Origin of the sequence: Blastococcus haudaquaticus (assembly GCF_900230285.1) — a bacterium.
Taxonomy (GTDB): Bacteria; Actinomycetota; Actinomycetes; order Mycobacteriales; family Geodermatophilaceae; genus Blastococcus_B; species Blastococcus_B haudaquaticus.
The window spans coordinates 33,008-45,146 of the sequence record NZ_OCNK01000007.1 but is presented as its reverse complement, the minus strand read 5'-3'; the positions used below and the strand labels follow the sequence as shown (position 1 = coordinate 45,146).

At 75.4% G+C, this 12,139-nt stretch carries 8 protein-coding genes; 6 read left to right on the top strand and 2 right to left on the bottom strand.

The features are described from left to right. Window positions 1-210 precede the first annotated feature (210 nt). The 6 genes from CRP30_RS20620 to CRP30_RS20595 all read left to right on the top strand — a co-directional run bounded on the left by CRP30_RS20620 (window position 211) and on the right by CRP30_RS20595 (window position 6,770). Window positions 211-1,605 carry a DUF4407 domain-containing protein gene (locus CRP30_RS20620; protein ID WP_097185909.1) on the top strand — a complete coding sequence of 465 codons (1,395 nt, stop codon included), beginning with the start codon at window positions 211-213 and terminating at the stop codon, window positions 1,603-1,605. 68 nt (window positions 1,606-1,673) lie between these two features. Beyond that, a complete protein-coding gene (locus tag CRP30_RS20615) occupies window positions 1,674-3,422 on the top strand; it encodes a putative bifunctional diguanylate cyclase/phosphodiesterase (RefSeq protein WP_097185908.1) in 1,749 nt (582 codons plus the stop codon). A gap of 126 nt (window positions 3,423-3,548) precedes the next feature. Then, window positions 3,549-4,280: a hypothetical protein gene (locus CRP30_RS20610; RefSeq protein ID WP_097185907.1), complete on the top strand. Its 732-nt coding sequence runs from the start codon at window positions 3,549-3,551 to the stop codon at window positions 4,278-4,280. 86 nt (window positions 4,281-4,366) lie between these two features. Beyond that, the gene (locus CRP30_RS20605) at window positions 4,367-5,287 is read left to right on the top strand and encodes a hypothetical protein (RefSeq protein WP_097185906.1); all 921 of its coding nucleotides are present in this window, start codon (window positions 4,367-4,369) and stop codon (window positions 5,285-5,287) included. 116 nt (window positions 5,288-5,403) lie between these two features. Next, window positions 5,404-5,937 carry a DUF4916 domain-containing protein gene (locus CRP30_RS20600; RefSeq protein WP_097185905.1) on the top strand — a complete coding sequence of 178 codons (534 nt, stop codon included), beginning with the start codon at window positions 5,404-5,406 and terminating at the stop codon, window positions 5,935-5,937. Window positions 5,938-6,287: 350 nt separating this feature from the next. Beyond that, complete coding sequence (locus CRP30_RS20595; protein WP_143278518.1) at window positions 6,288-6,770, top strand: hypothetical protein; 483 nt, start codon at window positions 6,288-6,290, stop codon at window positions 6,768-6,770. Window positions 6,771-6,864: 94 nt separating this feature from the next. On the opposite strand, the gene CRP30_RS20590 is transcribed toward CRP30_RS20595, so the two are convergent. Both CRP30_RS20590 and CRP30_RS20585 read right to left on the bottom strand, forming a co-directional pair. Continuing rightward, the gene (locus tag CRP30_RS20590) at window positions 6,865-7,485 is read right to left on the bottom strand and encodes a hypothetical protein (RefSeq protein ID WP_099459169.1); all 621 of its coding nucleotides are present in this window, start codon (window positions 7,483-7,485) and stop codon (window positions 6,865-6,867) included. Window positions 7,486-7,564: 79 nt separating this feature from the next. Then, on the bottom strand, window positions 7,565-12,040 hold the full coding sequence (locus CRP30_RS20585; protein ID WP_097185903.1) for a cation-translocating P-type ATPase: 4,476 nt from the start codon (window positions 12,038-12,040) through the stop codon (window positions 7,565-7,567). Window positions 12,041-12,139 lie beyond the last annotated feature (99 nt).

The window sequence follows — 12,139 nt, the reverse complement described above, 5'->3', positions numbered from 1 at the left end:
AGCCGTGCCTCGCTCGTCGAGGACACCGGGATGGCCGGCGAGCCCTCGGAGGGGGGCGTCGCCGTCGGTCAGCTGTCACCAGCCTCCCATGCCGCAGCCCGTAGTCGGTCACGCGAGATCGGTCACGGTCGTCCCGGGCCCTCCGACTGCCGATGAGTGCACGTGAGGCGACGGTTCCCGCTACCCCGCCGCCTCGGGGGTGCACTGATAGTGAGGTTCCGACGAGGGCGCATCGGCAACGGACTGGCCGTGCTGGCCGGTGCCCGGCCGGACGTGCTGGCGGCGGCGCCCGGCGCCCGCTCGAAGTTCGTGGCGCTGGGTGGCGTGCTGCTCAGCACCGGTGGGCTGGCGCTGGTGTCGATGGCCTTCGCGGTGCACATGGCCCTCGGCGTCTGGTGGCCGTTCGCCCTGCTCGCTGGTCTCGGCTGGGGCCTCGTCGTCGTCAACCTCGACCGGATGCTGATGGTCGGGATGAGCCACGACTCGTCGGTGAAGCGGAACATGGTGCTCGCCGTCCCGCGGGTCGGGCTGGCCCTGGTGCTCGGCGTCGTCATCGCGACGCCCCTGACGCTGCAGATCTTCGCCAAGGAGATCGACACCGAGATCGTCACGATGCAGGCCGAGGACGCGGACGCCTACCGGGCCTCGCTCACCGACGACGCCCGCTTCGCGCACCTGCCCGAGCTCGAGGAGCGGATCGCGACGTCGGAGGCCGTCGTCGCCAGTGGGGGAGTGGCCGACACCGGGCTCGCCGTCGTGCGCGCCGAGGTGACGGCCAGCCAGGCCGCACTGGACGCGGCGATCGCGGTGTCCCGCGAGCTGGAGGCCAAGGCGCAGTGCGAGCTGGACGGCTCGTGCGGCACCGGCGACGCCGGCACCGGCCAGGCCTACATCGAGGCCCGGGCCGCCGCCGACGCCCAGCAGGCCGTGGTGCTCGCCGCCCGGTCCGACCTCGACGACGCCGTGGACGCCGCGTCGTCCGCCGAGTCGCGGAGTGCGTCGCTGGCCGCCTCGTCCCTGGAGACCGACCGCGCCGAGCTGACCCGGCTGACCGCCGAGCAGGACCGGCTGCAGGCCAACTTCGACGCCACGAACGAGAACGCCGGCGGGCTGCTGATGCGGCTCGAGGCGCTGGACCGGCTGGGCGACCGGAACGGGACCCTCGCCGCCGCGCAGTTCATGCTCTCGCTGCTGTTCATGAGCGTGGAGATCCTGCCGGTGCTCATGAAGCTGCTGCTGAACTTCAGCCCGCCCACGGCCTACGACAAGCTCGCGATGCTCCGCGACAGCGGTGACGTCGACATCGAGGAGATGGCGCAGGAGTCGCGCAGGACGGTGGCCCAGGCGAAGGAAGAGCTGCTGGTGATGGCCGAGAAGGAGCGGGTCGACCGGCAGAAGGAGGCGATCCTGACGCGCCGGCGGGCAGCGCTGGCGGAGGTCGCCGCCCGGCGGGAGCAGCCGGCGGTGCCGGCAGCGGAGCCCGTCGAGCCGTCGCGGGCGATGTGGGACACCGGCCCGATCCGCGAACTGGCCCGCAACGCGGCGACGCGGACGGTGCGTTCGGTGCTCCGTCGTCCGGAGGACCGGGTTCCGACGTCGGTCTGACTCACCACGGCGGGTGAGCGCGGGCCGGATCCCTCAAGCGAGGGGCATTCCGGGTCGATGCGGTTCAGGTGAGCCGGTCCCAGTCGTCGGAGGTGGCGACGCCGCGCACGATGGCGGCCACCCTCACGGTCTTCTACGCCTTCGGCGGGCTCACCGGCATCCTCGCGATCATCGGTGCCTCGTCGGCCGGCCGCGGCCGCGAGGCGCTGGCCGGCCTGGTGCTGGCCGCGTTCGTCGCCGCGGCCGTGATGAGCCGATGGGGGGCGCGCTGGCCCCGGCCCGCCTTCCACGTGGTGGTCGCGGCGGGGACCACGCTCATCGCCTCGGCGGCGGTGCTCAGTCCCGACACCGCGACCGCCATGGTGTACGGGGCGATGATGTCGTTCATCGCCGTCGACGCGTTCTTCTTCTTCCGGACCACGGCGGCCTTCCTGCACATGGCGGGTGCGGTCTCGGCGATCTCGGCCGCGCTGCAGATCCGCGGCGACGTCCCCGTGTTCACCGCATTGGCCGTCGACGCCGTCATCGTGGCGCTCGGTGTCGCGACCCGGGGCCTCGTGCTCCTGGCGTCGCGGGCCACCCGTGACCCGCTCACCGGGCTGACCAACCGGCGCGGCTTCGACAGCGCGCTCGAGGAGCTGATGGCGGCGGCGACCCGGACGGGCCTGCCGCTGACCGCGGTGCTGCTGGACCTCGACCACTTCAAGCAGATCAACGACACCGACGGCCACCAGGCCGGCGACCGGGTGCTGCGCCGGGTCGCCGATGTCTGGCGGCAGGCGCTCCCGGCGGACGCGGTGTTCGCGCGGCACGGCGGCGACGAGTTCGCCCTGCTGCTGCCCGGGACGACGGGGGACCAGGCGCTCGACATGGTGCGCCGGGTGACCGCGGAGCACGCCGACATCGGCATGTCCTGCGGCGTGGCCGAGCACCAGATCGGTGACTCGGCGGCGCAGCTCATGCGCCGGGCCGACTCCGCGCTCTACACGGCGAAGGCCGCCGGCCGGGGGCGCGCCGAGCTCGACGCCGGGGAGTCGTCGGAACTGGTCCGCGACCTGGCCGCGGCGCTGGCCGCCGGCGAGGTGTTCGTCCACGTCCAGCCCGTCGTCGACGTGGCGTCGGGCCGGATGATCGGGGTCGAGGCGCTGGCCCGCTGGACGCACCCCGTGCTCGGGCCGGTGTCGCCGGAGCGCTTCGTCGCCCTTGCCGAGCAGAACGGCCTCATCGCCGCACTGGGCGAGCACGTGCTGCGCACCGCCGTCACCCAACTGACCCCGCTGCGCCTCGCCGTGGGGGGATCGCTCGGGCTGGGCATCAACGTCTCCGGCCGCGAGCTCTGCGACCCCGCCTACCCGCAGCGGGTGACGGCGGTGCTCGCGGAGAGCGGATGGCCGGCGAGCGACGTCGTCCTGGAGGTGACCGAGAGCCTGCTGGAGGCGCAGTCGTCGGCGGCCGTGGCCGCGCTGCAGGTGCTGCGCGCCGCCGGCCTGCGGGTCGCGATCGACGACTTCGGCACCGGCTACTCGTCGCTGAGCCGGCTGGACACGCTGCCGGTCGACATCCTCAAGTTCGACAGCTCGTTCATCGCGACGGTCGCCGAGTCGCCGCGGCGGGCGCAGATGCTGGAGAGCATCGTGGGCATGGCCCGGGCGCTCGGCCTGTCGGTCGTGGCGGAGGGCGTGGAGACGTCGGCGCAGGACGAGGTGCTCAAGCGCGTCGGCTGCACGTACGCGCAGGGCTACCTGTACGGGAGGCCCGCTCCGGCCCGCGAGCTGGCCGCACCGTGGGGCCGCGCACACGCCGCCGTCGCCGACTGACGTTCACGCACCGTCACCGGATTCGCCCCGCTCCACCCCATCGGGCGACGGCTTTCGACTGGCGACCGCCTGGGCACCTGGGTTCACTGACTGCACGCGACCAGTGACCGATGGTGAGGAGGCGAGATGGATTCCCACGCCCTCGCTGCCTCCCGCCTGTCCCGCCTGTCGAAGCGCGCGCTGCTGCTCGCCGGGCTCGGCGCCGGGTTCTGGCTGGCCGCGACGGCCGGCTCGTCGGCCGCGGCGGCGGAGAGCTCGCCGTTGCCCGTGGCCGCCGCCGTGGAGAGCTCGCCGCTGTCCGTGACCGCCCTCGTCGCCCCGGTGCAGGGGGTCGCCGAGCAGGTGCTGTCCCCGGTCGTCGACGTCGTCCGGCCGGTGGTCGATCCCGTCGTCGAGGCAGTCGTCGAGGCGGCGGTCGCGCCGGTGGTCGAGACGGTCGTCGTCCCCGTGGTGCCTGCGGTGCAGCCGGTCGAGTCGGTGACCGTCGTTTCCGTGCCGTCGGCCGAGGCCGTCGTGCTTCCCGTCCTCGAGACGGCGGATGTCGCGCCCGCTGCCCCCGCTGTTCCTGCCGCTGTCCCGGCTCGGGCTCCGGTCGAGCGGTTGGACGTCGTCATCGAGGCGCCGGCTCCGGTGCCCGGCGGCGAGCGCCTGCCGTCGCCCCTGCCGTCGCCCCTGCCCGCGGTTCCGGCCGCGCCGGCTCCGGCGACGTCCGGCGGACCGTCGTCCCCCGATCAGCCGTCGGCCGTCGTGCCGGCTGCCGTGCTCTCCGTCGGATCCGCCGCCTCGATCGCGGCGCCCGACGGCGCTCAGGACGCCGCGGCCGACCGCGCGTTCGACCCCTCCTTCGCTCCCGACTGAGCAGGCCACGGTCAGCCCCGCGCTGACCACGGCCCCTCGCCGGTCCGACCGGACCGGTCCCTCAGTCAGAGACAAGGACACCCCTCATGAACGTGTGGATGAAGCGCGGGCTGCGCACGGCCCTGCTGACCGGCGGTCTGCTGGCCGCCGGCACGGGCATCGCGGCCGCAGACGACGACACCGTCGACGTGACCGTCCCGGTCACCGTCACCGACAACGCCGTGGCGGGCATCGACCTGCCGGACCTCGACGCCCTCGCGGGTGCCGACATCGGCGGCCTCTCGGTCACCGTGCCGATCACCATCGGTGGCAGTTCCTCGGCCGACGCCGGCTCGACGGGCTCGGTGGTGGACGCCGACGTGCCGGTGACCGTGACCGGCAACGCCGTCGGGCTGCTCGGCGACGCCAACGCCGAGGGCACCCCTCCCGCCTCGGTGGACGACGACGGCGCGAGCCTGGTCGACGCCGACGTGCCGGTCCTGGTGTGCGGCACGGGGATCGGCGTCCTCGGGGACGCCGACGCGACCTGCACCGCCCCGGCGGAGGCTGCCGGCGGATCGGAGGCAGCGGTGGTCGACGCCGATGCGCCGGTGACGGTCTGCGGCGTGGCCGTCGGCGTCCTCGGTGATGCCGGTGCCACGTGCGCTCCGCCGGCCGGTGCCTCCCCCGACGGGGGCGCGGTCGACGGGGGCGCGGTCGACGTGGACGCGGCGGTCGGCGTGTGCGGTGTCGGCGTCGGTGTGCTGGGCGGTGCCGACACGACCTGTGGTGTCGCCGCGACCCCGGTGGCTCCGGTGGGTCCGGTTGTCCCGGCGTCCGGTGCTGCCCTCGGCATCGTGCCGGTGGTCGCGGCCGACCGGGGGAGCGCCGGCGGTGCGGAGCTGGCCTACACCGGTGCAACCCTGGCGCCGGCTCTGGCGGGTCTGCTGGCGCTGGCCTTCGGGCTCGGGACGATCGCGTTCGGCCGCCGTCGGACCGCCCGGTCCGGAGTGGTCCGGCGCGGCTGATCCGCTGGGCGACGGGTCCGGTCCCTGGGAGGGCCGGGCCCGTCGCGCTGCGACTGAGACGTGTCGCACGGCGGCCGGGCGCGCGGGGGAGCGGCGGCATCGGTTAGACAGGTGTCATGACCGACGTGACGACGGCGACCGGTGGCGGCCTTCTCTCCCGTGAGGAGATGGACTCGGCGCGCGAACGGCTGCCCATCGTGTACGTCGACGTGGTGCCGGTGCGGGTGGACGACCAGGGCACCGTGATCGCGGTCGGGCTGCTGCTGCGGGCCGGCGAGGACGGGCAGATCAAGCGGGCCCTCGTGTCCGGTCGCGTGCTGTACCACGAGCGGATCCGGGCGGCGCTGCTCCGGCACATGGAGAAGGACCTCGGTCCGCTGGCGCTGCCGCGGGTTCCGCCGGCGCCGCAGCCGTTCACGATCGCCGAGTACTTCCCGACGCCGGGGGTGACGCCGTTCCACGACCCGCGGCAGCACGCGGTGTCGCTGGCCTACGTCGTGCCGGTCGAGGGCGACTGCGCGCCGCAGCAGGACGCCCTGGAGCTGACCTGGTTCTCACCGCTCGAGGCACGCGATCCCGCGGTGCTGGCCGAGCTGATGAACGGGCAGTCGACGTTGCTGTTGCAGGCACTGGCGCACCTCGGCGTGTGACGGCGCCCCTCTTGGGGGTGATCGGCGGAGAGTCGCGAAGCGGCCGCTTCAGTTCCGGTGACGGCACCCGAATATCGGGCTGCCGGATGGCCGCCGAGGTGGCCGGAGGGCGTGGAGACGCCGGAGCAGGCGCGGGCGCTGCAGGAGCTGGGCTGCGCCGCTGGCGCAGGGCTTCCTCTACGGCCGGCCTCGCCCCGTGGACGAGCTCGTGGCCGAACTCTCTCCGGCGCAGCTCGGAGTCTGACGGCGCCGGAATGTTGCGGCGTGGCGGCGGGAACACGCGGCGGACCGCCCAACGGAGGGCCCAACGGCCCTTCGACGGACCTGGAGCCGGTCCTACCGTCCGGGCCATGCGCAGGTTGCTGCTCGCCCTGGTCGGATGTGCCGCGCTGGTCGGAGTCGGGGTCGCCCCGGCGTCGGCTGCCACCCGGGTGTCCGCCGACGGCGCGTTCACGGTGGTCGTCACCGGGGCTCCGGCCACCCAGCCGCTGCCGGGGAGCCGGTGCCTGGCGACCGCCCCGGTCCTCCTCACCTTCGAGGGCACGCTCTCCGGTGCGGCCCCCGGCACCATCCGGATCGTGTTCGATGCGCCGTGCGACCAGGCCTTCGCGTCCCCGCCCGGCACGTTCGCCGACGTCTTCGTCGTCACGGGCACGTTCACCGGCACCGTGGCCGGGCAGCGGACCAGCGCGACGCTGGTCTACAGCGGCGTCACCCGGCCCGGTGGGCAGGTGCGCGGCCTGATCGCCCTGCACGGCGACTCTCACGGGCTGCTGAGGGTCGAGGCGAGGGCCGGCGCCGGTGGCACCTACTCCGGTGCCGTCACGCCCTGAGGGCGGGCGGTACGGCGCATGGCTCGTGGCCGGGGCACGCCGACGGGGGGTAGAACGCACGACGCCCCAGGGGTACGCGCTGATCGCCGTCCCGTCAGACCAGCTCGGGGACGCGCAGGTGGTGGATCGCCAGCTCGAACTGGGCCATGTCCGTGACCGCCAGGACGATCTGCTGCGCGAAGTCCTGGCCCATGCTGCGCACGGCTCCGGCGGCCGCCTCGAGGGAGGCGCGGTCGTCGTAGGTGGCCGTGAGGATGCTCCGGCCGGTCCGCCGGTCGACCATCACGCTGATGCTGCAGAAGCCCGGGATCTCGTCGAGGCGCGGCAGGACGGTCGTGCGGAGGGTCTCGGTCATGTCGTCCATGCGGGCGGGGTAGCCGCGGGCCCAGGTGACCCGGCACCAGGCGCCCTCCGGTGCCTGGTGGGCCCGGTGCAGGACGGTGATCTCCCACTCCTGGACGTCGGACGAGCCGCCCATCACGTCGGTGGCCCGCTCGCGCATCGGGAGGACGGCGTCCCTGCTGACGCTCATCGATCCCGCGGAGTCCCAGCTGGTCGTGACGATGCAGCGGCCGGACTCGCGGTCGCAGAGCATCGAGAGGCCCATGCAACCGGGGATGCGCTGCACCGCGGGCATGACCTCGTCGCGGACGTGGGCGACGCCGTCGTCGATGCGATGCGGGTCGGCGTGGACGGTGGTGGATCGGGCGTACATACCGCCTCCCCCTCGGGATGGCGGGCGGCGCCCCGGCGGCGTCGTCGCGAGGGTCATGCTTCTCGGCGCCGGGGGGCTGTCAATGGGTGCGCTCGCGCCACCGGGTGACGACGCCTGGCACGAGCTCTGCACCGGCGGCGGAGACGCCGGCCGAGCCCAGCACCACCGACCACGACAGCGGGTCCAGCGGCGTGCAGCCGAAGAAGCGGCTCAGGCCGGGGGTCTGCACGATCGCGACGAGGACGGCGAGCGAGCCGGCCACCGTGACCAGCACGAGCGGGCTGCGCCGGCCCATCCACGCGGTCTGCGCCAGCTGGGTGGCGATCAGCGCGGCCAGCCCCATCGTGCTCGCCCGGCCGGGGAAGACCGGGGTGACCTTGCCGACCGCCCAGGCACCCGTCGCGCCGGCCGTCGTCGCCGCGCCCCGGATCACCACCCTGCGCCGGACCGCGTCGGTGAACCCGCGGTGCGGGCCGGCGCGCAGCACCGCCGCGAGCGGGTGCCCGGCCAGCGGACCGTCGTCGTCGGTGTCCGCGGCGCGCCGGGGTGCGGCCACCGCGACGGCCAGCGCCGGGAACATGTCGGTGAGCAGGTTGACCAGCAGCAGCTGCCGGGTGCCCAGTGGTGCCCGGCCGCCGATAGCGGTTCCGAGCACGGTGAAGGCCACCTCGCCGGCGTTGCCGCCGACGAGGATGGACACCGCGTCGCGGACGCGCGACCACATGGCCCGGCCCTCGGCGATCGCGTCGACCAGGCGGGTGAGGTCGAGGTCGGTGAGCACGAGATCGGCCGCGGTGCGGGCGGCCGGTGACTCGGCCCCCTCCACGCCGACGCCGACGTCGGCCAGCCGGATCGCCGCGGCGTCGTTGACCCCGTCGCCGGTCATGGCGAGCGTCGCGCCGGCCTTGCGCAAGGCGGAGACCAGCAGCACCTTCTGCTCGGGCGACAGCCGGGCGAAGACGGCGGTGTCGGCGACCATCCGGGCCCGCTCGGCGTCAGACGCCTTGGCCAGTTTCGCGCCGGTGACCACCCGGTCGGCGTCCGGGATGCCGGCCTCGGCGGCGATCGCGCTCGCCGTCTCGGGGTGGTCGCCGGTGGCGACGACGACCCGGACGCCGGCGGCCCGGAGCTGCTCGACGGCGCGCACTGACGACTCGCGCAGGGTGTCGGCCAGCCCGACGAGGCCGCGGAAGGTGAGGTCGGCGGCGGCCTCGTCGAGGTCGTCGGGCACGCTGTCGACCCCGCGGTCGGCGACGGCGAGCACCCGCAGCCCGGTGCCGGCCAGCTCCTTCACGCGGTCGCGCACGTCCGGGGCGCCGGCGCAGCGGCGGAGGACGACCTCGGGGGCACCCTTGACCACCAGGCGGCCGGCGCGGACGGCGACGGAGAACCCGCGGCCGGCGGCGAAGGCCAGGCTCGCGTCGGGTGGGCCGTCCCAGGCGTCGCCGGCCGCGTCGAGGACGGCGCGGTCGGTCTCGTGCGCACGGTCGTCGCCGTTGCCCATCCCTGCGGCGGCGAGCTTCAGCAGCTCGTCGTGCCCGGTGTCGCCGTCGGGGAGGAGCCGGGCGACCCGCAGCCGGTTCTCGGTGAGCGTGCCGGTCTTGTCGAAGCAGACGGTGTCGACCCGGCCGAGCGCCTCGAGCACCCGGGCGCTGCGCACCACCGCGCCCCGGCGGGAGAGCCGGCGGGCGGCGGCCTGCTGGGCGACGGTCGCGACCAGCGGCAGTCCCTCGGGGACGGCGGCGACCGCGATCGCCACCCCGGCGGCCACCGACTCGCGCAGCGGGCGGCGCCACAGCACGCTCAGCGCGGTGACGGCCGCCCCGCCGGCGAGGGTGATCGGGAGGACCGACCGGGTGAGCTCGCCCAGCCGGGCCTGCACGCCGGCCGGCGGAGCAGCGCCCCCGGCGGCCCGCGCGGCGCGCCCGGCCTGCGTCGCCTGCCCGACCGCGACCACGACGGCCCGGCCGCGACCGGCGACGACGGTGGTGCCGTCGAAGAGCATGCAGGTGCGGTCGCCGACCTCGGCTCCCGGCGTCGCGGGCAGCGACTTCGCCACCGAGAGCGACTCCCCGGTGAGGCCGGACTCGTCGACCTCCAGGTCCTCGGCGTCGAGCAGGCGGGCGTCGGCGGCCACGACGTCCCCGGCCTCGACGAGGACGACGTCGCCGAGCCGGATCGCGGTCGCGGGTACCTCCTCGGACCCGCCGTCGGTCTCGCGGCGGACGCAGCTGTCCTGCTCCAGCAGCAGCTGCTCGAGCACCGTCTCGGCGCGCAGCCGCTGCAGACCGCTGACCAGCGCGTTGATGACCGTGACGCTGCCGACCAGGATCGCGTCGGTGGCGTCGCCGAGGACGGCGGTCGCGGCGGCACCGGTCGCGAGGACCGGGGTGAGCGGGTCGGCGAGCTCGGCCCCGACCGTGCGGGCGAACCGTACGGGCCCGTGGACGACGGGATGCTGCGTGGCTCGTTGCGCCGCGGCGGCGATGCGGGTGGGCGGGTGCTCGTCGTCGCCGGGGAGGTCGGCCAGCCGGCGCAGGACGTCGTCGGGTTCCAGCGCGTGCCACGGGGTGTGCACGGTGGGGGTCGGCACCGGACGGCGGGCGGCCTTCGTGGCGGCCCAGGTGCCGGTGGTCATGGTCGTGACGGTCGCCCACTTGCCCGGCGTGGTGGCCTTGGCCTGGCCGTAGCGGGCGCTGCCCACGGCGGCGAGCAGACCGCCGAGGACGTTGCCGGTGAGCGCGGCCCCGGCCGCCCGCCGGCTGACGGCCTTCGCGTCCGCCGTCGCGGTGACGATGCGGCAGGCCTGGGCGAGCCCGGGTCCGGTGACCAGGTCGGCGCCCCACGCCGGAGCCCGGCCGTCGAGGACGGGCGCCACCGCGACGTCGGCGGCGGTGAGGGCCGGCCCGTCGGTTGCGGACACCAGCAGGACGCCGTGGCCGTCTGCCTGCTGCCGGCGGACGGTCTCGACGAGGGCGTCGTCGACGACGTCGTCCGCGAGCCCGGCGATCTCGCCGGCGCCGACGTGTCGCGTGAGGACCAGCCGCAGGCCGGCGTCGGGTGCCGCGGCGAGCAGCGCCTCGGCGTGCGGGTCGAGCTCGGGTGCGACGGTCACGGTGCCCACCCGCCGCCGGCCCTGCAGCAGGGAGCGGATCTCGCCGCCGGGGGCGTCGGCCGCCGTCCTGACGGGACCGAGACGGGTGCCGTGCTGCTCGCTGCCGGCCAGTAGCCGGGTGGCCGCCGTCCACACCGCGGCGTCGTCCCACCCGTCGGCCTCGCCGGTGGCCTCGACGACGACCGGTGGGCCGGTGCACAGCGCGGCGCCGTCGACGACGACGGTGTCGATGCGGTCGAGCCGGCGGTAGGCCGAGCCTTCCAACGGCAGGACGCCCTGGCGGGACAGCAGGAGGTCGAGCGAGGCGGCGAACGACTCCCGGCCCATGACGGCGGCCTTGGGGGTGAGCGCCTTGAGCAGGTCCGCGGATCGGCCGGGGCGGCGGGTGAGGGCGAGCAGCCCGAGGGAGGCGGCGAGCTCGGTCGGCTCGAGGCGGCCGCGGTAGGTCTCCACGGGACCGGCCGGGAGCGGAGTGGGCCGGGGTCCGGGGGGCGACAGCGGCTCGGCGCCGTCGTCCGGCTCGGGCAGGCACAGCTCGCGTTCCCGGCGGCGCCACACCTGGCGCCGGGCGCGGATCTCGAGGGCCCGCTGGATCGCGGCGGCGGCGTTGAGCGCCGGCACGGTGGGGCTCTGGGTGAGGGAGTGCAGCAGTGCGCTGGTGCCCTCGAACACCAGCTCGGTGCCGACCGGGCCGATGCGTTCGGTGACGGCCTGCTTGAGCCACCGCTGCGTGTCGAGCAGGGCCATGAGCAGGGTGGCGTGCCGGGTGAGCGCGGGGATCGGCAGCACCTTGCCGGCGAAGGCCACCCCGACGGCGGCGGTGTCCACGGCCGCGGCGGCGACGGCGGCGAGCAGCGGCTCGAGGTCGGCCGGGTGGTCGGGGCGGTGCGGGAAGACGCCCGTGGCGCCCCGGGCCTGCTCGATCTCGGTGACCACGCCGACGACGTCCTCGATGCCGACGCGGCGGGAGTCGACGGCGACGAGCACCCGGCCGACGACGTCGTTGACCGTGGCCCACTCGACGCCCTCGAGCCGCTCCAGGTGCCGGCGGAGCGAGTGCTTGGCCTCGGGCGTCCCGTCGTCGGCGGCCAGCTCGATCTGCAGCCGGTCGCGGTCGCCCCAGACGCGCCGCGTGGTGCGGGCGCTCGGCGGCTCGACCATGCCCTTGACGGCGTCGGTCAGGTCGTGCAGGTGGCCGCCGGGCAGCGGGTCGGCGCCGGTGACGAGGGTGCCCACGGCTCGCGTCGTGGACACGGCCGCGCCTTTAGCCAGGTGGAGGGAGCCGGTCACCCCGGCCCGGGCGATCCGCTTCGTCATCGACGCGGACTCCGCCAGCAGGCTGACGCCCACCACTGCCGGGACGGCGGCCAGCGCGGCGGTGCCGGCGGCCAGGCGGGTCACGTCACGCGCGGCGTCAGTGGCCCGGCGGAGCAGTGCCATGGCGCCCCCGTGTGACGACGGTCACTCCCACGGTACGTCGTCGGCCGGTCGTCGGCAGCCTCTCGTGGCCGCGGCCCGGCGCGGGCGGTGGGCGCCCGC

Coding starts and splice junctions, on each gene's coding strand:
- CRP30_RS20610 (WP_097185907.1), top strand. CDS start 3,549: ATGGATTCCCACGCCCTCGCTGCCTCCCGCCTGTCCCGCCTGTCGAAG.
- CRP30_RS20590 (WP_099459169.1), bottom strand. CDS start 7,485: ATGTACGCCCGATCCACCACCGTCCACGCCGACCCGCATCGCATCGAC.
- CRP30_RS20600 (WP_097185905.1), top strand. CDS start 5,404: ATGACCGACGTGACGACGGCGACCGGTGGCGGCCTTCTCTCCCGTGAG.
- CRP30_RS20605 (WP_097185906.1), top strand. CDS start 4,367: ATGAACGTGTGGATGAAGCGCGGGCTGCGCACGGCCCTGCTGACCGGC.
- CRP30_RS20585 (WP_097185903.1), bottom strand. CDS start 12,040: ATGGCACTGCTCCGCCGGGCCACTGACGCCGCGCGTGACGTGACCCGC.
- CRP30_RS20595 (WP_143278518.1), top strand. CDS start 6,288: ATGCGCAGGTTGCTGCTCGCCCTGGTCGGATGTGCCGCGCTGGTCGGA.